At 48.0% G+C, this 24155-nt stretch carries 18 protein-coding genes; 3 read left to right on the top strand and 15 right to left on the bottom strand.

Features of this window, described 5'->3' with window-relative positions; genetic code table 11:
- Positions 1 to 163 precede the first annotated feature (163 nt).
- Positions 164 to 838 (bottom strand): FadR/GntR family transcriptional regulator, encoded by a 675-nt coding sequence (locus tag XMM312_RS09850; protein WP_173483497.1) that lies wholly within the window; start codon positions 836 to 838, stop codon positions 164 to 166.
- An 83-nt stretch (positions 839 to 921) separates the two neighbouring features.
- Here XMM312_RS09850 and XMM312_RS09845 point away from each other — a divergent pair, with 83 nt between their 5' ends.
- The gene (locus XMM312_RS09845) at positions 922 to 2070 is read left to right on the top strand and encodes an alpha-hydroxy acid oxidase (RefSeq protein WP_173489160.1); all 1149 of its coding nucleotides are present in this window, start codon (positions 922 to 924) and stop codon (positions 2068 to 2070) included.
- A 127-nt stretch (positions 2071 to 2197) separates the two neighbouring features.
- Here the strand turns inward: XMM312_RS09845 and XMM312_RS09840 are convergent, their stop codons facing one another.
- On the bottom strand, positions 2198 to 3607 hold the full coding sequence (locus tag XMM312_RS09840; RefSeq protein WP_173489159.1) for a TolC family outer membrane protein: 1410 nt from the start codon (positions 3605 to 3607) through the stop codon (positions 2198 to 2200).
- A gap of 163 nt (positions 3608 to 3770) precedes the next feature.
- On the opposite strand from XMM312_RS09840, the gene XMM312_RS09835 reads away from it, so the two are divergent.
- Entirely contained in the window at positions 3771 to 4472 is a 702-nt protein-coding gene (locus tag XMM312_RS09835) for a transglutaminase-like cysteine peptidase (protein ID WP_173489158.1), read from the top strand.
- Between the two features lie 31 nt (positions 4473 to 4503).
- Positions 4504 to 6429 (top strand): EAL domain-containing protein, encoded by a 1926-nt coding sequence (locus tag XMM312_RS09830; protein ID WP_173489157.1) that lies wholly within the window; start codon positions 4504 to 4506, stop codon positions 6427 to 6429.
- Positions 6430 to 6494: 65 nt separating this feature from the next.
- Here the strand turns inward: XMM312_RS09830 and XMM312_RS09825 are convergent, their stop codons facing one another.
- The 13 genes from XMM312_RS09825 to sthA all read right to left on the bottom strand — a co-directional run bounded on the left by XMM312_RS09825 (position 6495) and on the right by sthA (position 24124).
- Positions 6495 to 6833, bottom strand: coding sequence for a hypothetical protein (locus tag XMM312_RS09825; RefSeq protein WP_173489156.1), 339 nt, complete (start codon positions 6831 to 6833; stop codon positions 6495 to 6497).
- Between the two features lie 11 nt (positions 6834 to 6844).
- Positions 6845 to 11989, bottom strand: coding sequence for an S-layer family protein (locus tag XMM312_RS09820; protein WP_173489155.1), 5145 nt, complete (start codon positions 11987 to 11989; stop codon positions 6845 to 6847).
- Positions 11990 to 12128: 139 nt separating this feature from the next.
- A complete protein-coding gene (locus XMM312_RS09815) occupies positions 12129 to 12755 on the bottom strand; it encodes a response regulator transcription factor (protein WP_173489154.1) in 627 nt (208 codons plus the stop codon).
- Positions 12755 to 14092, bottom strand: coding sequence for an HlyD family type I secretion periplasmic adaptor subunit (locus XMM312_RS09810; protein ID WP_173489153.1), 1338 nt, complete (start codon positions 14090 to 14092; stop codon positions 12755 to 12757). The genes XMM312_RS09815 and XMM312_RS09810 overlap by 1 nt, the downstream gene beginning before the upstream one ends.
- Positions 14092 to 16224 (bottom strand): type I secretion system permease/ATPase, encoded by a 2133-nt coding sequence (locus XMM312_RS09805; RefSeq protein WP_173489152.1) that lies wholly within the window; start codon positions 16222 to 16224, stop codon positions 14092 to 14094. The genes XMM312_RS09810 and XMM312_RS09805 overlap by 1 nt, the downstream gene beginning before the upstream one ends.
- 169 nt (positions 16225 to 16393) lie before the next feature.
- Positions 16394 to 17725 (bottom strand): hypothetical protein, encoded by a 1332-nt coding sequence (locus tag XMM312_RS09800; protein ID WP_173489151.1) that lies wholly within the window; start codon positions 17723 to 17725, stop codon positions 16394 to 16396.
- A complete protein-coding gene (locus XMM312_RS09795) occupies positions 17719 to 18450 on the bottom strand; it encodes a hypothetical protein (RefSeq protein ID WP_173489150.1) in 732 nt (243 codons plus the stop codon). The genes XMM312_RS09800 and XMM312_RS09795 overlap by 7 nt, the downstream gene beginning before the upstream one ends.
- Complete coding sequence (locus tag XMM312_RS09790) at positions 18443 to 19429, bottom strand: VWA domain-containing protein (protein WP_173489149.1); 987 nt, start codon at positions 19427 to 19429, stop codon at positions 18443 to 18445. Before XMM312_RS09790 ends, XMM312_RS09795 begins: the two co-directional genes overlap by 8 nt.
- The gene (locus XMM312_RS09785; RefSeq protein WP_173489148.1) at positions 19429 to 20403 is read right to left on the bottom strand and encodes a VWA domain-containing protein; all 975 of its coding nucleotides are present in this window, start codon (positions 20401 to 20403) and stop codon (positions 19429 to 19431) included. The genes XMM312_RS09790 and XMM312_RS09785 overlap by 1 nt, the downstream gene beginning before the upstream one ends.
- Before the next feature lie 7 nt (positions 20404 to 20410).
- Positions 20411 to 20737 (bottom strand): hypothetical protein, encoded by a 327-nt coding sequence (locus XMM312_RS09780; protein WP_173482068.1) that lies wholly within the window; start codon positions 20735 to 20737, stop codon positions 20411 to 20413.
- On the bottom strand, positions 20730 to 21632 hold the full coding sequence (locus XMM312_RS09775) for a DUF58 domain-containing protein (protein WP_173482069.1): 903 nt from the start codon (positions 21630 to 21632) through the stop codon (positions 20730 to 20732). The genes XMM312_RS09780 and XMM312_RS09775 overlap by 8 nt, the downstream gene beginning before the upstream one ends.
- Before the next feature lie 10 nt (positions 21633 to 21642).
- Entirely contained in the window at positions 21643 to 22605 is a 963-nt protein-coding gene (locus XMM312_RS09770; RefSeq protein ID WP_173482070.1) for a MoxR family ATPase, read from the bottom strand.
- Positions 22606 to 22723: 118 nt separating this feature from the next.
- A complete protein-coding gene (gene sthA / locus XMM312_RS09765) occupies positions 22724 to 24124 on the bottom strand; it encodes a Si-specific NAD(P)(+) transhydrogenase (RefSeq protein WP_173482071.1) in 1401 nt (466 codons plus the stop codon).
- Positions 24125 to 24155 lie beyond the last annotated feature (31 nt).

The raw sequence follows: 24155 nt of genomic DNA, 5'->3' as shown, positions 1-24155 counted from the left end.
TGTTATGAACACTGACATCGCAGTTTGATGAACAGTTAACGGGAATTTAAAAAAATCCACTCTTAAGAAAAAGCTTGTGGCGATAAGGATTATTAATTCTATAAACAGCATTTTGTTCATAAAGTTCACAAGAAAGCTTAACAGTATGGAATAAAAGAATTGTCTATTGACGGGCGAACGCTAACAAAGAGCGTGTGTAAAGCACATGCTCTCTTGCCGCCTCCTGCGCGGCTAACCGATCCCCTTGTTCAAGAGCCGAGAATATCTGCTGATGCTGTGGATTAATCCTCTCAGGATATCGCCCATATCGTTTAAGTGTTAGATCTAAGGCCTTGTAAATAGAAGAAAAATAACGGTTGTAGAAGAGCTCGCTTAAACTAGCGACTACGAGGTTGTGGCTGTATTTAGCGATCAGCATATGAAACTGAAGATCCGCTTTTGCACGAATCAATGTCGTGTTCTTTTGACTCCGCAGCTGCATCTTCTCGAACTCAGATCGAATGATTGCAATCTGCTTTTTCGAAGCGTTTTCAGCACAACATCCAGCGGCCACAGATTCAATAAAAGCTCTTAACTCAAGCACATCCCTAACGTCATTCAATGTCGGCTCCGCTTTCACCGGTAAATTAAGAACCACACTCTCTAAGGGGTTAACCAGACGAGTAAGACGTCCCTGCTGTTTAATGAGCAGACCGGCGGCAAGCAACTCTGACATAGCCTCCCTGATCGCACTTCGTGATACTGAAAAGTGAGCGGCCAACCTTGACTCAGACGGAAGGGTTTCGCCTGCTCGAGTGGTATCCATCAATAGCGATAACAGAGAAGAAGTGATCGACATAACTGGTCTGACAAGTGGTGTTTATTTTCTGCAAGAGTACGCTGCAACAGGATAGAGTGCAAAAAAAGTTAAGGAGCCCATCAATGAGTATCATTTGCGAACTATCTGACCTACGTCGTCTTTACCACAAACGTGTCCCTAAAATGTTCCAAGGCTACTGTGAGTCTGGATCATGGACGCAACAGACGCTGGCAATGAATGACTCTGACTTTAACAAGATTCTGTTTCGTCAGCGCGTGGCGCGCGATCTTGCACCCCGGACCTTAGCGACTCAAATGGTAGGACAGGACGTCACCATGCCGGTAGCCATGGCACCTGTTGGTCTTTTGGGTATGCAACACGCCGATGGTGAGATCAAAGCAGCGCAAGCTGCAGAGGCCTTTGGCGTTCCTTTTACTCTGTCTACCATGAGTATCTGTTCCATTGAGAAGGTAGCCGAAGCAACCACCAAACCTTTCTGGTTCCAGCTCTACGTTCAGAAAGATCGTGAATTCACTAAGAAGCTGATCGAACGTGCCAAAGCTGCAGGCTGCTCCGCTCTGGTTGTTACACTGGATCTGCAGATGATAGGTAAGCGCCACGCAGACCACCGCAACGGTATGACCGCACCTCCCCGCCTGACTATCCCTAACATTTTAGATATTTCACGTCGTCCAAGCTGGGCATTTGGCATGCTGGGTACTAAGAACCGTGAGTTTGGCAACATCCAAGGCTGTGCCACAGGTGTTGATGATATGAACGATCTAATGAAATGGACCGCGGGCTCTTTTGACCCTAATCTCTCTTGGGATGATCTCAAGTTCTTCCGTGAACTGTGGGATGGACCGTTGATCATTAAAGGCATCATGGAAGCAGACGATGCGCGTGAGTGTGTAAAACTGGGAGCTGATGCCATCGTTGTCTCTAACCACGGTGGGCGCCAACTAGACGGTGCTCGCTCATCCATCTCTGTACTGCCTGAAATAGTCGATGCTGTAGGTGATCAAATCGAGGTGTGGATGGATGGTGGTATTCGCTCTGGCCAAGACGTTATTCGTGCCCGCGCATTGGGGGCTAAAGGCGTGCTTGTCGGCCGTCCTATGGTCTATGGCTTGGGTGCAATGGGCAAAGCCGGCGTAACCCGCATGTTAGAGATCTTCCATGAAGAGGCTGAACTGACCATGGCATTTATGGGGCATCGAGACATAGCGTCAGTATCGAAAGATGACATTGTCATCAAAGGCGAACTTTAAGCGTTTTCAATCGCATCCTAGAGGCTAGGATAGCCGCGTTAACCTAACCTCTTTTACCAATCAAAAGCAGCCCTTGGGCTGCTTTTCTGCATTTTTAGTGATAAAAGAGCCTCTTCACTTTTTAAAGCTATTGGCCACTCATAACCTCCGTTAGAAGCGCTTCACGATCGATCGAATATTGTCGTGAAGGCTGTTCAGGGCAAAGGCTATAACCCTCATTGGACGGCGCCTGAACATCATCTGCAACACGTAAAAAAGATCGGTCATCAAACGATCTTACCAGCAAACCCATTGCAGAAAGTGTTCTTGCCTTAGCAATCGTCAGGTCGCTCTGTGCATTAACTAATGCTCGACGCGTTTCGAAGTACTCATTCTCAGTATCGAGAAGATCGAGCAAGGTACGCTGACCAATATCAAACTGCCCGCGATAGGCGACACGCGCTTTACTGATAGCCAAGACGTTTTGCTCTAGCAAGCTTATTTGGCTCTGCAAATTGTTAATCGCATTAAAGGCCACCATCGCCTCCTGACGAATGTCGTAACAGGCTCCAAGGCGTTCAGTCTCGACACTGGCTGCTGCTTGTTCGTACTGACGAATAGCGGCCGCATCAGCACCACCGTTGTATAAGTTAAAGCTAAGCACAAGCTCTACCGCCATATCGTGGTAGTCGCCTGAGTTACCAGAACGATTTTGCTCATACTGATCACGCAAACGCAGATCTAACTTTGGTTTATTGGCCGCCTCTCGAATTCGCTTGTCAGCTTGTGCCGCCATTAGTGATTCAGTACTGGCCATTAAAAATGGATGTTCTTGATAGGCGGTTTTAAGGACGCTGGCTGCATCTTCACCGATCATCTCAACATTCAAGCTAATGTCCGCAAGGTCATCTTCTGGCTGCATGTTAGTGATGCGTTGGTAACGTGCCGACACATCGTGCAAATTAGCCACCTCTGTCAGCAGGTTTGTTTCCGCCAGAGCCAATCGGCCATTGGCCTGTTCTAGGTCAACACCCCGACCAACCCCCTGCTCTACTCGCTCTAGGATCTGATCGTAAATTTTACGGTGTTCAATGTAGTTCTCTTTGGTGAGCGCAACGAGCTTTTGTTCACGAGCCACATCCGCATAAGCATTCACCGCCTGAAAAGCAGCTTGTTCAGTTGCGTACTTGAACTCAAAGAAACGAGCGCGGCGTTCGTGGCCTAAACGAGCCACCTGATTGCGGGTCTCGTTTCCGTCATAGATCATCTGTGTCAGCGTAAGCGTTGCTGTTGAGTGGTGGTAATCGTCCATATCAGTGCCGGGGCTTTTAGACCAACGTGTTCCGGCATCCATGTCTAGATCGATACTTGGATAGTACCCACCCTCTGCAGAACGCTGCTCATGCTCAGCAGATTCAAAGTTGTACCAAGCGGCATTCACACTTGGGTTATTCAACAGCGCTTCACTGATCGCTTTGTCAAAGATGCTGGTTTCAGTCGCTTGCACACTGAGTGCTGAAGAACCAAACAGAACTGATAGGGCTACTATTCGACGCATTAACTTCATCCTTTAAATTTAATTAATAACGCTGCTGAGTTGGTATAAATGTCATACAGCGTCTATATTTCCATAAGGAAAGTGTAGTCAATGTTTTGCAATTTGCAGGCCAACTTTTCGAAAAACACAATTTTTTTATAAAAAGAGAAACAGGCCAAGGTTTATGACCCTCACACGCCCAACTTTCCAAACGAACTGGATAGGTAGGTCGCTTACTCGATCAACAGGCGTGCTGTTTGCATTAACACTGACCACAGCGGTCGCGACGACCGATTATGTTCGTATTCAAGACATAGCGCTTGAGCGCTACGGCGATAAAGCCGTGGCGACCGTGAATGACTGGCAGAGCCTCATTAATGAAATAGCGCCGCTAGCTAATGAGGCTAAACTCAAAGCCGTTAACGACTTTTTTAACAAAAGGGTGTTGTTTGTAGATGACATCTACAACTGGAAAGAGAGCGACTATTGGGCAACCCCATTAGAGACCATGGGGGTTTTAAAGGGTGATTGCGAAGACTTTACCATCGCGAAATACATCACCCTTTTATTAGCCGGAATGCCTATGGAGCATCTGAGACTGTTTTACGTCAAAGCCAAAATCGGCGGCGTGAACAGCACACTGAGTCAGGCACACATGGTCTTGAGCTACTATGAACAGCCCACTTCGGCACCACTGATTTTAGATAACCTGATACCTGATATTAAAGCGGCTAAGAACCGCCCTGACCTCACACCTGTCTTTAGCTTTAACTCTGCAGGTATCTGGGTCGGTGGTGCGACAACCGCCGCTTCAAATGATCCAGCAGCCAAATTATCACGCTGGAGCGATCTCATCGAACGAATGCAAAACGAGGGAATACAGTAGTGCCCTCACGTGACCAATATGGAGCTTTGCTATGTCACTAGTTAAACAGTTATGGATTGGCATCATCTTGCTTATGGCGATCGCCTTTGGTGGCAGTTTCGTTGTCAGCAGTTTGTCTGCAAAAAACTATTTAGAGAAGCAGCTCACTATCAAAAACTCAGATAACGTTAATGCTCTAGCACTGTCGTTGAGTCGTTCGCAAGCCGATCCCGTGATGCTTGAACTAACGCTAGCAGCACAGTTTGATACCGGCTTTTACAAAGAGATTAAACTCACTGGCGCAGACGGCACTACCCTACTAGAGCGGACTGATCACGCCCCAGTAACAGAAGCACCAAACTGGTTTACTGAACTGTTCCCTATCAATGCAAAACCCGGTGTCGCTGCTATTCAAGATGGGTGGACCCAAGTAGGTACACTCACTCTAGAGAGCCACAACCGCTTTGCTTACGCTGAACTCTGGTCAAGCACCAAACGTTTAATGGGTTACTTTGTTATTGCCGCTGCTGTGGCGGGAATACTGGGCAGCCTATTACTGCGCGTCGTTACACAACCACTGACCAGTGTGGTAAATCAAGCCAAAGCGATTAGCGAACGCCGATTCATCACTACTCCTGAGCCTAAAACACTGGAGTTCAAATCGGTTGTCTCCTCAATGAACAGTCTGTCTGGTCGCATTCAAGAGATGCTAAAGCAAGAGACGGATCGTTTAGAGCAGTGGCGTAAAAATGCACAAGTGGACAGAGTCACCAAGGTACTCAACCGAGAACCGTTTATGGGTAAATTATCGGCTGCATTAAGCCATGATGATGAGTCATCAAGTGGTGTTCTTATTCTATTGCGCATTACCAACCTACAAGAGATCAACCGCGACCTAGGCCGCATAGAGGCTGATAAACTTCTATCCACAATCGGTGCAGTACTCAATGCTTATGTCTCTAAGAGCAACGACTGGGCAGCAGGCCGACTCAATGGATCCGACTTTGCACTCTTAGCAACGGGTATCGAGAGCCCTCGCCCTTTGGCCACTGAGCTGCTGCAACAACTTAAAGACGCAACACATAAATTCGGGGTAAGTAGTTTAAATCTGATTCCCACAAGCGCTGCCCAATATTCACCTAACAATACGCTGGGTGAGCTGATGACCAATCTTGATGCCAAGCTGCAAGAGGCACAAACCGCATCTCTACCAGAACCGTTGATTGTAGAGGGGACGGGACAATACGGTGATGCTGCCAATAACTCCCTAGATCATTGGAGTGCGTTACTGAAAGATGCTTTCTATACGAAAGCCTTTGGCTTAGCACAGTTCCCAGTTGTCGCGATGGATGGCAAGCTCGTGCACAACGAGACCGCCGCTCGTTTAACTTACCAAGGGACTTTAATACAAGCAGCCGAGTTTATCCCTTGGTTACAGCGCATTAAGCGAACAACTGAATTTGATAAAGCACTGATAGTGCAAGCAATCGAAACACTTGAAAACAGTGATCACGCGTTGGCGGTCAACCTGACCCCTGCATCGATCGATGACAGCCTGTTCAAGGAGTGGTTAGCCCAGACACTTAAAAAGTCACCCAAAGCAGCAAGCCGCCTATCTATAGAGATACCAGAACGAGGAGCTCACCAACGTATCTCCGCTTTTAAAGAGCTTATCAACACACTGAAACCGATGGGTGTGCGAGTGGGAATTAAACACGCCGGACAGGACATCGAACGCATCAGTGCACTGCATGACCTGGGGTTAGACTACGTAAAAATAGACGCCTCTATGATTCGTGATATCGACCAAAACCCGCAAAACCAGACCCTACTGCGTGCACTGTGCCTAGTGGTTCACTCAATCGGCTTAACCGCTATTGCTACAATGGTACAAACACCTGAAGAGTGGCATAACCTCAAGGAACTCGGCCTAGATGCAGGCGCAGGCCCAGAAGCAAAAAACCACCAAAGCAACTAAGCTGAGGTGGTTTTTTAGTCAATTGAATGATGACTACATTCTTATTATAAAACGCAAAACGCGAATCATTTTAAGAACAGGTTTTCATCTTCAGGCAATATATCCAACCGATTGTCCAACCCATCACGCAAGCGACGACGCAGTAACATCTTCGCCTGCGACGCATCAGGCAGCTCCGTAAACTGAATCACATTCTTCGCCATCAACAGCTCAATCACATCATCCAATACACGAACAAAGTCTAAATCTGACCGGCTAAGTTCAACATGATCCTGCCCTGCAAGCGTGGCACTAAAGGCCATAATCTCCCCGTCATCAGACTCAGTCGACTCAACAAACCCTGGCAGCTCCTCCTGAGACACCGCCACAATGTCACCACTCTCATTCCGTTTAATGTAGTTCATTTAGGGTTTCCCTAGTCGATGATGAGTTTGCCGCTGTTTAGTAGATCCTGAATCAAAGTAGCTTGATCAGTCTCACCACCAGTAATATCAACACTATTCAGCGTGATTTGTTGATCGTAAGAGGTATCTAAATCACCAGAAGTGCTGATTTTAACAACTGTGCTGCCACTATCTTCTGTAACTGATATAAAGCTCGTAATATCTGCTCCATCAGTCATATTTCCTAATAGATCAGAAATATCGATAGCGTCATTCCCAGTTCCAAAATCAGTAATAACATCACTCGATGGATTGTTTGGATCACTATCTGCAAGGTTCCAAGCAAAGACATCATCACCCGAATTACCAGTTAAAACATCATCGCCCAAACCACCATATAACTGGTCATTATCGCGTTCGCCGAGTAAGACATCATCTCCGGAACCGCCTTTAATCACATCAGAACCATTTCGTGCAAGTATAATAATGTCATCTACAGAACCGGAATAATCCATAGTATTACTGACACCACTTTCGTCGTAATAAATATCAATCGACTCTAGGTCGCTTAATAACTGTGGATTTTCATCTATGTCATATAAATTACTGCCATCATTATGAGCTACAACATAAGTATCAGAACTTACTAACATCACATTTGTAGTAGACAAACCTGAACCATTAGCGAAGTCAATGCTAAACTGGAAGCTTCCTGAGTTATCAGCATCCTGAGCAGTGTCGTTGCCATTTATGATGTAAACCCTAACGATTGTATTTGAACCATTTTCAGCAATGATTTTTGTATTTGAAACAAACCCGCTCGCGGATAAACCACTCACTGATATATCGTTAATATCGACATTAGTTCCGGAAACCACCAAATCCCAATAAATATCACCATTAGGAGAGAAAGTAATGGATTCTCCATTACTTATTTTTGGTTTGAGATCATAACTAGATTTATTCCCTGCTGCCTTCATTTGCCAAGCAGCATCACCAGTGTATGTGATAGGAATATCATTAATCACAAAGTTAGCCGTTGCTGAATCGGTTCCACCATTGCCATCACTAATCGTGTAATCAAAAGATCCAGGGGCATCCGCTGAAATATCTGTTGGTACAAAGGATACCGAGTCCAACGTACCATCGCTGTCAGTATCAACTAAAGTTGCTGTACCGCCCACTACGTTGCTTATACCTGTTATGGTCAGAACATCACCGTCAGGATCAGAATCGTTTGCCAACAACTCTGCAAAAGAGAACGTAGATGTTGAATCATCTCGAATAACGCCCAAGTCATCATTTACCGCGACAGGGCCGTCATTGGTGCCTGTGATCACAACATCGAAGGTCTCAGTGCTGCCATCGGTGGTAGTCACTGTGTACGTTTGTGTGATGGTCTCACCCGCTGCCAGGTAATTCACATCCGCATTCGCAACATTGAAGGTGTAGGTGCCATCGGTATTAACCGTCACACCACCTAGCTCTGCTGTGCCTGCATCAGCGGTATTGCTGTTAACACGGCCTGTCATCTCAACCGATGCAACACCACTTTCACCTTGGTCTGGATCAACCACGGTCAACGTACCGCTGTCGGTCAAAGTAGTCAGCGCATCGTTTTCAGTTACTGCAGAGTCCGTCGTTGTAATAGTCGCCGCATCATTGGTGCCGGTGATCTTAACGGTGATCACACCAGTATCCGTGCCATCAGCACTGGTCACCGTAATGGTGTCGGTGATTTCATCACCAGCATTCAACTCATCGAACGCGCTGTTCGCAGTGAAGCTCCAGTTGCCATCTGCATCAACCGTGAACGTACCGTAACCGTTATCTCCAGCGGCATTGGTGAACGCTTGTACTTGAGCTTCGCCATCATCCGCATCGCTGATGCTGATCGTGCCTGAGGTGGTCAAGGCCACATCGGTTTCATCCAGGTCTTTGCTCGCATCACCTACAGTCGCCGCATCATTGGTGCCGGTGATCTTAACGGTGATCACACCAGTATCCGTGCCATCAGCACTGGTCACCGTAATGGTGTCGGTGATTTCATCACCAGCATTCAACTCATCGAACGCGCTGTTCGCAGTGAAGCTCCAGTTGCCATCTGCATCAACCGTGAACGTACCGTAACCGTTATCTCCAGCGGCATTGGTGAACGCTTGTACTTGAGCTTCGCCATCATCCGCATCGCTGATGCTGATCGTGCCTGAGGTGGTCAAGGCCACATCGGTTTCATCCAGGTCTTTACTCGCATCACCTACAGTCGCCGCATCATTGGTGCCGGTGATCACAACATCGAAGGTCTCTGTACTGCCATCGGTGGTCGTCACTGTGTACGTTTGGGTGATGGTCTCACCCGTTGCCAGGTAATTCACAGCCGCATTCGCAACATTGAAGGTGTAGGTGCCATTCGCATTAACCGTCAAGCCACCTAGCTCTGCTGTGCCAGCATCATCGGTATTGCTGTTAACACGGCCTGTCATCTCAACCGATGCAACACCACTTTCACCTTGGTCTGGATCAACCACGGTCAACGTGCCGCTGTCGGTCAACGTAGTCAGCGTATCGTTTTCAGTTACTGCAGAGTCCGTCGTTGTAATAGTCGCCGCATCATTAGTGCCATTGATGGTAATGGTGACAGTTTCAGTCGCGGTGCCATCGGCACTGGTGACGGTGAAGCTTTCGGTCAGGGTATCGCCTGCACCCAAGGCTTGTACGTCGCCATTGGCGTTATCCACGTCGTATGACCAGTCGCCATCGGCAGCTAGGGTGAAGGTGCCGTAGGTACCTGCCGTGCTAGGCTGTGGCACAAAGTTAGACTCACCAGCATCTGGATCATCGATAGTCACTGAACCACTGGTACTCAGCATTGTATCTTCTGTCACGGAGCCTGAATCACCAGTAACCGTTGGCAGATCATTTGATCCAAATATTGTCATAGTCAGCGTTGCTGTACTGGTATCAATACCATCAGATACGGTGTAAGTGAAAACCTCATCCGTCAGCGTATCATCAGCGGTTAAGCCATCGACCGTAGCATTGCTGTTATCTAAGAAATAACGATATTCACCATTGGAATACATTACCAGGGTGCCATATTTACCATCGACACTTGTACCATTGTCGTCATGTATATCGCTACCTGCAGCTACCTCGCTACCTTCAATCGCGGTAATAGTTAAAGTGGTATCATTATCGATGTCACTATCAGCTACGGTTGCAAAAGTACCCGATGGTGCGCCAAATGATTGGTCAAGTGATTCAAGAACGTTGCCGCCTGCGCGACCAAGGGTATAGCCACTATTTGAACCTTCTAAAATCCAATCTGTATCATTCGCTATAATTGGTGCATCGTTGGTACCTGTCACGGTAATAGTCACATCTTGGGTAGTGGTCGCACCCTGATCATCAGTCACTGTCACGGTGAATGTTTCTGTATGCTCTTCACCTTCAGCTAAAGACTGTTCGTTATCAAAGGTGTAAGTCCACTCACCGGTTTCGGCATCAACCACAAAACTGCCATAGTTGCCCGTAGCATCGCCTGAGAACGTTGCTGTTGCTGAATCATCAACATCATGTGAAGTCACCATGCCTGTTGCAGTCAGTGTCACGTCTTCTTTAACAGCACCGTTTTGTGCATCAGATGTGATAGAAGGTACGTCGTTAGTGCCATTGATGGTAATGGTCACAGTTTCAGTCGCGGTGCCATCTGCACTGGTCACGGTGAAGCTTTCGGTCAGGCTGTCTCCCGCGCCGAGCGCTTGTACGTCGCCATTGGCGTTATCAAGGTCATATGACCAGGCGCCGTCGGCAGCCAGAGTGAAGGTGCCGTAGGTGCCTGCGGTGCTCGCTTGTGGTGCAAAGCTTGATTCGCCCGTGTCGGTATCGGCAATGGTCACATTGCCGCTGGTGCTTAATGTGGTGTCTTCAGTCACTGAACCGGTATCGCCGGTCAATGCAGGCACGTCGTTAGTACCTTGAATGGTGATCGCCACTTGCGTGACTGAACCATCAACAGACACAACATCAAAAGATTCGCTCAGTTCATCACCGGCTGACAGGGCTTGTACGTCAGCATTGGCATTGTCGAGGGTGTAGGTCCAGTTGCCATTGGCAGACAACGTTAATGAACCGTAGGTGCCTGCTTTGTCAGTTTCTGGTTGGAAGGTCTCTTCGCCTGCATCAGCATCCGTGATGCTTAATGTACCTGACGTTGTGAGGGTCACATTTTCTTGAACAACGCCAGCGTCATCACCAATGGTGGTGTCACCAGGTGTAAATTCAGGTGCATCGTTCACCGGCGTAACAATAATCTTAGCCGTCGCCGCTAATGAATCTAACTCCCCATCGTTAGCGGTATAGTCAAAGGTTGTTTCACCATTCCAGTCTGCGTTGGGTACAAAGTAAAGAGTGAGCTCTTCACTACTTGCAGCGTAGCTTGTGTCTACCTCTGCCAAAGTAGTCAAGTTAGCATCAGTGTAAAGTTTGCCGTTTGTTGGCAAGCCACTTAATGTAAAGCTCTCAACGCTGTCGTTAACATCTACATCGCTGCCTTTAAGGGTAATGCTTATTGATTCAGCGTCTTCAGCGCCAGTATTTTCAACAGCTTCTGCAACTGGAGCATTAGCATCCAAGTTGAGGCTTGCGATTTGCACTCCTTCAAATGGCTCTTGATCTTCTGCAGCAATAAAAGGAGTGGTTGTGGTCAGTGCTAGATCTATCTGTTCATCGACGCGATCTAGGATGACGAAAGAGTGGCCTTCCCCTTCACCTTCTCCTGTTAGACCGGCTGCAGTCTCTTCTAATACGTCATCTAGCGTACCCTCACCTTGCAACGCGGCTAGAATTTGCTCCGCTTCTGGGGTGTTGGTCGTTACCTGATCACTGATTTCGTTAATTAGCTGATCCAGGCTTGCTTCGCTAATCGCAGCTTCGCCTGCTGTGCTGGCCGTTTCAGACATTAAGTCGTTTGATATGAGCGTCTCTTTAGCACCCGTTAGTGTTGCGGCCGTGCCATCTGTCATTAAGATATTGGCTGATTGCCCATTCTCGGTTAATACCACTTCACCTAAGCGAAGCTGATCACCGGTGGTTACTTGACGAAGAGCACCTGCCTCATCGCGAACGGTGATAGGTGCTGTAACTGATTGAACGGTAGCAATAACTGGGTTGGCCATTTTGTCATCCTGCTTAGAGAGCTAATTAGAGTTCTTTGAACTCATACTAGGTTGTGCTCTATTTCTATACATCGTACTTTTGGGCAGACTTTTTCTGCCGCTTAGGATGTGAAATGCAGGAAGCGTGCCAAGTTAAAGGCTAGCTTGCTTGTTCCGTTTTGAACGGCACACCATTCATCAGAAGGGCTAATTGAACGCGATCACGCACATTAAGCTTTTGAAATATAGAGGTGAGATGGGACTTAACTGTACGCTCTGACATATAACGCTTTTCAGCGATCTCTTTATTGTTTGCACCGGCGGCTACATCGGCTGCCACTTCTAACTCTTTTGCAGTTAATACCGAAAGAGCAGGATTAACCGGGGGCTTTCCCGTTCTTAGTGATGCTACTTTATTGGCAATTCCCATAATGCGTTGCAAAACGCCTGGGCCTACCCAAAGTCCCTCTTTGCTGACGACATCAGCAATCTCTTGTAACTGAGTCTCTACGGCCAGCGCATGACAATAACCTGAGGCACCAATACTCATCATGCTGTAGGCCTGTTCATCATTTGGTGAAGAGGACATCACAATCACTTTACGACCATTTCCTAAGAAAGAGGTTACCCAAGGCGCAGCATCGTGGTTTTCAAACGCACTTATATCCAACCAGACTAACTTTGCTTGCAAACTATCGGCAGAATCACTGCCGACCTGAGCATCAGGAAAGGCTAATTTCCAGTTGTCCCGTAGGCCATTGCGGTAGCCGAAGAATATACTCTTCATTAGCGCTCCGTAAGGGCGTACTGCTTGGCACGCAATATTGGTTTAGCAAGGTAATTAAGTACTGACTTTTTGCCAGTTAAGACATCCACCTCAGCCACCATACCCGGGATAATGGGCATGTCGTCTCGGTTGAAGGATTCTGTCGTGCGCACTGTGACGTTGTAGAAGGCATTGCCCTCTTCATCAATGATACTGTCGGCACCGATCTGCTCCACAATCCCTGTTAATCCGCCATAAATAACGAAATCGTAGGCGGTAAACTTAACCACGGTCTCTTGCCCAGGGCGTAAGAATGCGATGTCACGCGGCTGAATTTTCACCTCCAATAACAGGCTATCATCCAGCGGGACAATCTCGGCTATCTCTTGGCCTGCACTGATCACACCGCCACGTGTATTGAAGTAGAGCTGCTTTACGGTACCGGTCACCGGCGAATAGATCTGTGTCTGATTAACTCGGTCAGACAGTGCGCTATCGGTTTCAGTGAGTGCGTTCACGCGGGCAGTGGTCCTTGCTAGCTCTTCTTGAATCTCATTAAAGAAGGATAGTTCAACATCGCGTAAATTGTTTTCGGCTTCGGTAATGGCAAATTTAGAGCGTTGAATTTGTGATTTTGCCTGCTCTAATTCACCACTAAACTGGTTTACTTCTCGCTGCAAACGCAGTAGTTCCACCTCGGAGACGGCACCGGTTTTAACCAAGGGGCGCGTTACTTCTAGTTCACGCTTAGCCAACTTGAGTGATTCCGTTAATTGACGACGGCGCGCTTCTAGTTCATCCACTTCCTGTCGACGCTGATTCAGCTGCTCGCTCGCTATAGTTTTAATCGTCTCTAAGCGGTTTGTATTGGATGTAAACAACTGTTGCTCTTGTAGAACGATCATCGGAACTTGGGCACTTAACGCTTCGCTGGGCGTAAAGACGGTTCCATTAGCTACAGCGGATAAACGCTCAGCTTTTACCTGTAACGCAAGAAGTTCTGCTCGACTTTCCCGTAGCTGAGATCCTGTTCGGGTTGCATCTAGACTGATCAATAGCTGATCTTTTGTGACGACGTCACCCTCTTTAATGTGTATCTCTTGAACCAGTCCACCATCTTGCGATTGGATAATCTGTACTTGTTGTGCCGGTATGACACGCGCTTCTCCACGCGTCACCTCATCCACTTCTGCATAGTAGGCCCAGGCGACCAGTACGATCACCAGCAACATAAGCATGTAGAGCAGCCCCCTCAAACGCAGGGGGGACTGTTCCGCATAGGCGCGATTTACATCCGCCCCCCAGTTAAACTGCTCATCAATCGCTTGAAGCTGGCTATCTATTTTTTGATCTTTCATTACGAAGCCCTCCCCACTTTGCCTTGGCGCAGCGCTTCTATGACATTGTCTCGAGGTCCATTAGCAACCACTTTGCCGTTATCAACCACCACGATGCGATCGGCCAAATCGAGCAGTGACGTGCGGTGTGTTATCAAAAAGAGGGTTCGACCCTTTCGATATTCGGCTAGGTTTTTAACCACCGCTGCTTCTGTTGAGTGGTCCATTGATCCGGTCGGTTCATCCATGAACATCACGTTCGGTTTATGAACCAGCGCACGTGCCAATACCACCCCCTTTCGCTGACCGCCGGATAGTGCTTCACCGCGCTCACCGACTTCCATGTCTAGCCCTTTAGGGTGACGCTTTATAAACTCATCAATTCCGGCCATTTCAGCCGCTTGCATTAGGTCAGCATCGGTCACGTGCAGCTGCGCAAGCATTAGGTTTTCTCGCAAGGTGCCACGGAACAGCACGGCCTCTTGAGGCACATACCCTACACGGGTGCGAAGATCAGCAGGATCCAACTGACGAAGATCAATGCCATCGATAGTGACCGAGCCTTCACTTGGGGTATAAAGGCCCATCGCCATTTTTAGCAGGGTCGATTTACCACTACCTACACGCCCAAGCACCACCACCGTCTCACCTTGGTTGACGCTTAATGAGGCATCACGCAAGGCGCCGACGTCTGATTCTGGATAAGCAAAGCTGACATTACTGAAAACCAAATCACCCTTGAGATGATCGCGCGTGAGGAGTTGGCGATCTTCCGAGCGCTCAACCGGTTTAGACATAATCTCTTCTAACGAGTCGAGCGCAGTGGCGGCATTGTGGTATTGCAGTATGAGGCCGGCCATTTGCGCAAACGGTGCTAGTGCACGAGATGCCAGCATATTCACCGCAATTAAGCCGCCCATACTCAACTCTGCAGCGGTGATTAAGTAGACGCCGTAAACAATGACCGCAACGGCACAGGTCTGTTGTGCCCATTGTGTGAAGGAGATGCTAGAGGTCGATAGTTTGCGCAGCTGAATACCCACTCGTGCAATATAAGAGGTGGTGCTTTCCCATTTTCGCTGCATACGCCCCTCTGCACCCATTGATTTTAGGGTCTCCAGGCCGACCAGGGATTCAACCAGTGTCGAGTTCCGCATGGCGCTGGCTACGTGCATGGTTTCAGTTAAACGGCGTAAACGTGATTGCGTGATTAACGCATACAGAACAACTAAACCAATCGCGACTACGACAGGAATAACAATAGGCGGTGCAATCCAGGCAATGACCATTAGAAATATAATCGAAAATGGCAGATCTATTAGGGTATTTACTGAAGCAGAGGTAATGAATTCTCGCACCGATTCAAATGAGCGCAAGTTAGAGGCAAAAGAGCCCACTGAGTTGGGTTTAGCGTCTAAGCGTAAGCCTAAAACACGTTCCATTATCAGTGCGGATAGGCGCACATCAACACGCCTAGATGCCAAATCCAAGAAGTGAGAGCGGATCGTTTTCAAAAAGGCATCAGCAACCAATACAACCCCTACTCCGGCCGCCAACATCCACAGCGTCTCAACGGCGTGGTTTGGTACAACGCGGTCGTAGACGTTCATGGTAAATATTGGAACAACTAATGCGAAGAGATTAATAAACAGGGCTGCCAACAGGACATCACGGTAGACTGCTCTATTTTCGCGAATAGCTGACCAGAACCAGTGTCCTTTTTGCTGTTTAAGACGATTTGATTTTAGATTGTTATCTATTTGAAACACGGGACGCGCCAAAATGGCGTGGCCCGTGTAAATGGCATTTAGTTCAGATCGGCTGATCGTCGATTTGGCATGACCTAGTTCAGGAAGGATCACCTCTAGTTCATCTTCATCCTGACTCCAACCAAGCAATACGAGTGCTTTATTATCTTTTGTTAACAGAATAGCCGGCAAAAGATGGTTAGTTGTCATCTCCTCCAAGGTTTTATTAACGATACGTGTCGTCAATTTGGCACGTTCAGCTGCACGAGGGAAAACTGACGGTGTTAACCGATCATCCACTAGAGGTAGACCCGCTGTTAGAGTCTCTTCAGTCGCGGTGATGCCATAAATACGCGCTAAAGCCAGTAAAGACTCTAGTAGTGGATCAACATCATTTGGATGCATTTAAAAACCTCAATTGCTATTTCAGTCATAAATCTCGAAATTGAAGACTGTTTGTAATTAACAATGCAGGTTTTGTGCCAATTGATATGGCAATTTAGAAATAAATTGGGATATAGAAATGCTAAGAGCAGAGGGTGAACTTTAAAATTGTGATCAACCGGTTAACAAACTAGAGAGTTAATCGATTGATCAATGTTCGTTTTATCTCTTCAAGAGGCGCTTGATCGCTTTTAGAAAAAGCCAATTGGTTAATGCTGTGAGCTAGCCAAGTCGCCTCTTGATCACCTTGCGCATCGGCCCAGTGTTGAAGGGTTTTATAACGCTCGCTACCCTCTGCCCCAGCACAACCACTCGCTAACACGAGTGATCTAAGCTGATCAGCCGTCGTTGCTGAGTAGATCGCACGTTTAAACGCCTTTACTCTCGCTCTTCTTTGCCTAAATGCTCCCGCTAAAAGAGTCACTTTAATGAGGATAGCGACAGCGATTATCGATAAGAGCACAATGGCGGTCATTGGCAATTTCCAGGGCGCTTTAAGCAGCAGATCAACTGTGTCTAATCGCCCCGTTAGTGTATTAAAGAAAGGGAGTTTTACTGTGACAATCTGGCCAAACGACCAGCGCTTATAGGGGACAAAAAATTCACCCTCAGAATCTATGATTTGATCTGTAGAAATAGCCATCGCTCTGGCTAGCGCACTTCTTACACCCCATAAGGTTTGCGCCGAAGACCCTGCAACCACCTGGACACTGATTCGCCAACCAAGCTCACCCTGCTGTACCTCAATATTCGGCTTGCCGATACTGATGCTGTTTGGCAGATAGCTTGGCAGAGGTAAGACTTCAATAACCTGAGCTGGTAGATAGAAAGTCCACCGGCCACGCCCTCGTTGGATAATGGGTGGTAACTCAATGAGGTAATTTCCAGACTGTTGGGCAGAGAAGCGCCAACACCGTTTTGCGATGAGCTGCTCCTCAAATAAACCTGTTCTGGATAGTGTCTGCACTGCAGAGATTCCCGGAATTTCCAGCGACTCAATCTTAATACGGTTGCGTTGCTCAGATAACGGCATACTCACACAACTCTCAATGGATTCGCCTTGCCAGATCTGTTCCGGCAGTGTGTCCCAGATAGGTGTAATGTCTACATTATTAACCACCGCAGGTGTCACCATCAGATTAAAACGCTGCGATTTAGCCCCACCCAATGCTAGGGGGCCCAAGGTTAGCAGACCTGATTGTCTTGGAAAGAGTGTAAGGCGCTGCTTTACTTCTACCTGCCCATCGGGCAATTCTCTCTCTTTACGATAACCTTTTTCTGTAAACACCTGAGTTTGCCAACGCTTAACATTCAACTCATCTGGCGAGGTGGGGCCAACATAGAGGATATTGACTATCACAGAGCGGCCCTGCTCGATCTGATCTTTTTCAGGCAGGATAGACAAGTTGGCAGCATGAAGCTGCCCGATGCTGAAGACGAGCATCAATAACAGTTTTACCACGGCCGTTCCCCCTCCACTTTGATAGGAGTTGGATCGATGCTATTAGGTAAATCTAACTCAAGGCGCATCACACGACTCAATAACTCTGCAGTCGTTCCGGAGTCGGTCGATTCAGTTCTGATCCAGCGTGGCTGGTACTCCAGCTCGCTCTGCCTGCCTAAATGCTGATCGATGGAGGCCATTAACAGGGGTTTGACCTGATCGGCCGATAGGTTAAGTATGTTTTCCGGAAGCTCCTGACTGACACCAAGGTAGACACCTTCTGCCACCTGATCCAAAAGGTCGATCGGTAGGTTACCTGAAGCGTTATGCCAATCGGCTTTCTCGGCACTCTTTTGAATATCCAATAACAGCTGCTTCATTGATGCTTCGAGTGAACGCGCGAACGATAGATTCACCGCTATTTTTTCCGCATCCACCCCAAACTCTTCAGCCTCTTGGTAGAGCAACTTAGCTTGTGTGTATTCGCCGCGGTAAAAGTGAGCATTTGCCAGGTTAAACAGTGCAATCCCACGATCAATATCCGATTCAGAGGACCAGACAGCCGCCGCAAAGTTGAGCTGCGCGCACTTCCAATCTTGCTTACGATAGCAGGCTTCTGCTTGCTGAAATTGTGATTCATATTTCGAAGGTTCAATAAACTGTGGCACCACCCAATAGATCAGTATCACTAACAGCAAAAGTAAGCCATAACCGAAGAGTGCCGCTCGCTTGAGACTAACCATTCGACCACCTCGTTGGTGAACGATGAATGAGAACGACTATGAGCAGAAGTGCTATCAAAAGCGGTATCGAAAACCACTCAGACCAGACAACTCGGGCGTAGTTCTCTGGAGTGATGCGCCTAGACTCAATATTGAGCCACTTTAGCAACGGCTGCCCAAGCAAGGATTCCGATGTCCTGTAACTAAAATCGGGATGCAGTGACGCCAGTGACTTAAGAAAGGTGCTGTTCATTTGAGTGTTTGCCGAAGGGTGACCGGGAACTTGAGTAGGCTCTCCACTGCCCAACCCGATTAGATTCAGTGTCATCGGCATAGAGGCATGCAGGGATACTAGAGCGGACTCTATGCTCTCGCTGTTTTCCAGAGCCACATCTCCATCCGTTAAAAGCACTATATGGCTTTTTGTATCAGGCCCCCTTGGCAGAGACCGAATGGCCGACAATGCCTCAACTAGGTTACTCCCAAGAGTGGGCAGATAAAACTCATCACCTTGAGCTAGAAAATGTTGGATTAGATGACTGTCCATGGTCGGTTTTAATAGCCAGTGTGCACTGCCAGAAAAAGCTAATAGACCTGTCTCAACGATCTGTACATCAGGGTCCAGCCAAGAGTTTGCCAGCTCGGTGGCTGCAGTTATGCGAGGCACCACACCCTGAAGACCTCGCGCATCTATCGCTCGCATGGAGTCTGAATAATCCAACAGGATAATGACTCGATCCTGCGCTGATGTAAGATCATTTGGTATGAATTGGGGGGTTCTAGGTCCCGCTAATGAAAGGATCAAAAGCGCCCAAACCGATGACAATAAGAGCGGCTTTAACCCCTCCTGTCCAGAGCGACTGGGTGGCTGAACCCAAGGGAGCAGCTCATCATCGACCAGCTGTGTCAGTCTCCTTTTTTCTCTAACAGTAGAGATAACGAGAATCGCCAATGGCAATAGCATTAGCCATAGCAGAAGAGGTTCGCGCCAATAAACCATCAGACGCTCCTCCTAACAAAGATCAGTATCAGCAGCGTGAGTCCAGACAGAATAAACCAGGGGTAGAGCGGCTCCACCAAGGGCAATGTATTAATCGATCGATTCTGAGTCGTCTGCTCACGTGAAATGGTTTGCAGAGCCTCTTCAAAAGCATCGATGTTCAGAGCGTGAAACATCTTGCCGGCGCCCGCTTTAGCCACTTCATCCAACAGAGCGAGGTCCACGGGATCATAGACAAATCCGGCACGCGCTTTCTGTTCCTGAGAGAGCTCAGTCGAGCCTATCGCAATGACATAGAGAGTATAGCCGGCATCAGCTAGGGCTTTCGCAGCAGCTTGTGGAGAGGTTTCACCCAACTGCATACCGCTGTCGGTCACCATCACAACGACAGGATTAAGATCCGTTGGATAGTTGTCACTGACCAGCTTGAGTGAAGCCGACATGTCGCTTAAACGCCCGCCGAGTGTCACCCTAATACGAGCAATGGCTTGTGTCACGGCGTCTCGATCATCGGTAAACGGCAACCAATGATAGGGAGGGTTACCCATAATACTTAGGCCAATACGATTACCCTGAAAGCCATTAACGAACTCTGATAAGAGCTCTTTGGTAAGGCTCATTCTTTCAATCGACTGTTGACCGTCAAAATAGTCTTTCAGCACCATCGTGATGTTAGTATCCACCAATAGCACTAGGTCTACAGGATCTTTCTGATCTGGTAGCTCAATGGTGTCACGGTAGACAACGGGTTGCGCCAAAGCCAATACGAATAATGTCATCGACATCAACAATAGCCGTTCACGACGAGGCTGGTATTGCGATGCTTCCGGCTGTTCATTAGTCAGTTCGCCATAAAGAGGGTAACGAACTCTCTCTCTTTGCAGTAGGTCTGGCCAAGGCGCATCAGTGTCTCTTCGACGCCAAAAGAGAATCAAAATCAGAGGCGTTAGTAACAACCAAAGAGGTTGTAACATTCCCCAATCAGAGAACATGTCGCGCCCTCTTGATCAATGTTTGAACTTCATCAAGTGTCGGTTCAACAGGTTGAAACCGCAACCTGTTCAGTTCCTGTAGTAAGGCAGTGTCAATGACCATGATTCCCGCTAATTGATGACAGCCCTGACGCGGCGTCATTAACTGATTTGATAGTGCGCGCTGCAACTTTGCCAGCGGTGTAAAAAAGCGGTACCAAATTGCAATAAATAGGGTAAATAGTACTGTCAGAGAGAGTATAGCCGTCAGTGCCAGATTGGATGAGTGGTCAACCATTGGCAAAATATCGAACAGCCTTAACGGTGCTTCATTCATGATACTCACCACCTAACAGGCTCAGGGTAAACTGATCGAGCGAACTACAGACCTCAATCAGTGGGATGCCTGATTGTGACATTAGATCCTGAATCTCTAACAACCGATTCAAGTAGGCTTGATGAATACGAGCGATGGACTCTTGGTCATCGACACAGAACCTCTTAGGACCCCAGATCAAATCACGACCTAACAGCGCCTTTGGATCTCTCTCCATGGGGTCTGAAATGAGGAACGCGCTCAATGATCTCTTTTCTGATAGTTCAGTTAAAAGCGCTCGGTGATCTGAGTTCAACGATCTAAAATCTGAAATCAAAATGACTTTAGCACCGGTGGGTGTATCAGAAACAAGTTGCGTTAAAACAGCATCCCAGTTGATCGCTGAATTCTGCGAAGGCGGTGCAGGCGAGACCAAAGCCTCACAGAGAAGGTTGAGCCAGTCATCCCCCACCCTAGAGTCAAACACAGTGGCATTCTGCTCTAATAAAAACGCACCCAGTGCATAATCTTGCTGATGGTAAATACCTGCTAACCAGAGTGACAATCTAGCCGCTTGAGTGACTTTCAGACGCTTCTTTGTGCCAAACCGCATGGTTGAGTTGCGATCAACGACCAACTGAAGAGGTTGCTGAAATTCACTGCGGTAGGATCTAACTAACCACTCTTGAGATCGAGCAGAGGCGCGCCAATCGATCTTTCGAGGGTCATCCCCAAACTGAAACACCCTTAGGTCATCAAATTCCGTACCACTGCCTAATAATGCTGCTTTATTAGCACCACTGTTTAGACGTTGATTAATCTGACCTACTACCTGTGAAGCCAAGGCAGCGCCAGAGGCAATCAGTTGTGCTATCTCATCAGGAGTCAGCAGTGGTTGGTCAACTAAGCTGTTCACAACAGACCTGTTAAACCGCGGGGAGCGTCTCTAAAAGACGATGAATCACTGCCTCTTCAGTTACCCCGTCGGCCTTAGCCGAGAAGCTGAGTACCAAGCGATGACGAAGTACATCAACGGCAAGCGCATAAATATCCTCAGGAAGCACAAAATCACGCTGATTCAGTAGTGCTCTTGCGGTCGCCGCCTGAAGCAGAGCAATCGACGCGCGGGGCGACGCACCCGCTTTCACATAACCACACCACTCTGGGATGTATTGATTTAATCGACGAGTGGCAGAGACCAACTCTATCGCAAACCGCTCTACCCTTTCTTCAATAAAGACACTGTTTAACGACTCTCTCAGGGCAAGAAGCTCACTGGGTGTCAGTAGGGCCTGCATGTCGGCCTCGACATGCCCCTCCTGGGCGGCACGAGCTCGACGAGTGATCTCGATCTCTTCATCGATGCTTGGGTAGTCCAATACGATCTTGAATAGGAAACGATCCAGTTGAGCTTCAGGCAGAGGGTAGGTACCCGATTGTTCTAGGGGGTTTTGAGTTGCCAACACCATAAAGACAGGAGGCAGAGGATAGGTTTTACCGGCCACCGTGATTTGATGCTCGGCCATGGCTTCCAACAGTGCAGATTGCACCTTAGGTGGCGCACGGTTGATCTCATCAGCCAGTAACACCTCATGAAACAGTGGTCCTTCGATAAAACGGAAGCTGCCACTATTGGCATCGAACACTTCACTGCCAGTCAAATCGGCTGGCATAAGATCCGGTGTAAATTGAACACGCTGAAAACGGGCATTCATTCCCGCGGCGAGAGAATGAACCAGAGTTGTCTTAGCTAGACCCGGTGGGCCTTCAAGGAGCACGTGCCCGCCACTGAGTAACGCAATAAGAAGACGATCGATCACAGACTCTTGGCCGACGATGATCTCTTCGATTTTAGACCTTAACTCATGCAGTGGTGTCAGCTCGCTCACGGTTCAAACCCCTTCGGTGAAGTAATGAACCATTGTAGCTAATTTAGTTATACCGTTATAGATCTTTGGCTTAAACAAAAAGAGCGCCCTAAGGCGCTCTTAACAACCATAGAATAGTTTATTTACTCTCTAATCGGTTTAGGCCCGCAAGAGCAGCAACACGGTAGGCTTCAGCCATGGTTGGGTAGTTGAAGGTGGTGTTTACAAAGTACTTCACAGTATTCGCTTCACCCTCTTGTGCCATGATCGCTTGGCCGATGTGGATGATCTCGGATGCTTGGTCACCAAAGCAGTGGATACCCAGAATTTCCAGAGATTCACGGTGGAACAAGATTTTCAGCATACCAACGGGTTCACCGGAAATCTGAGCACGCGCAGTATCTTTAAAGAAGGCTTGACCCACTTCGTAGGGTACCGCTGCCGAGGTAAGCTCCTCTTCGGTTTTACCGATCGAGCTGATCTCTGGAATGGTATAGATACCTGAAGGCACTTCACTGACAAAACGAAAATCATCGGCATCCAACATATCTTCTGAAGCGGCACGCCCTTGATCAAGCGCTGCTGATGCCAGGCCAGGCCAGCCGATCACATCACCTACAGCGTAGATACCATCGACTTCCGTACGGTAGTGATCATCAACATCCAACTGTCCGCGACCGTTGGCTTTCAAACCGACCTTATCAAGATCAAGTTGTGCGGTATTGCCGGTACGACCGTTACACCATAGGAAGGCATCCGTACGAAGGACCTTACCAGACTTCATGGTGATTACGACACCGTTCTCTGTCCCTTCAATCTTGTCATACTCTTCGTTGTGACGAATCATGACGCCGTTGTTGCGTAGGTGGTAACTCAACGCATCAGAGATCTCGCCATCTAGAAAAGATAGAAGACGATCACGATTGTCGATCAAATCCACTTTCACCCCTAACCCACTGAAGATAGAGGCGTATTCACAACCGATAACACCGGCACCGTAGATCACCATATTGCGTGGTGTATGGCAGAGTTTAAGCACAGTGTCTGAGTTGTAGATACGTGGGTGGTTAAAATCAACATCCGGTGGACAGTATGGGCTGGAGCCCGTTGCGATGATGATGTTTTTCGCTTTGAGCGTATCAGCACTGCCGTTATTACCTACAATACTGACTTCACTGTTTGAAACCAGCTTGGCTTCACCAAAGAAGAGATCAACACGATTGCGCGCATAGAAGTTAGTGCGTAGCATGACCTGATTAGAGATCACCTTCTCGGCACGACTTAACACTTTAGGAAATGAGAACCAGCGTGGTTCACCGATATCACGGAACATTGGGTTGGTGTTGAACTCGATGATCTGTTTAACGGAGTGACGCAGCGCTTTAGAAGGGATGGTACCTTTATGAGTACAGTTACCGCCGACTGTGGACTGCTCTTCGATCACCGCTACACGGCGACCTTTTTTAGCTGCATTCATTGCAGCACCCTCACCCGCAGGACCCGAGCCAATTACCACTACATCGTATTCGTAGGCTGCCATTTAGTACCTCAACTTTCCTTGTCGTTATCGT

It is taken from the genome of Marinobacterium sp. xm-m-312, from assembly GCF_013283295.1.
GTDB lineage: Bacteria > Pseudomonadota > Gammaproteobacteria > Pseudomonadales > Balneatricaceae > Marinobacterium_E.
Note: the sequence above shows the minus strand (reverse complement) of the source record. Positions and strands in the feature narration are given on the sequence as shown.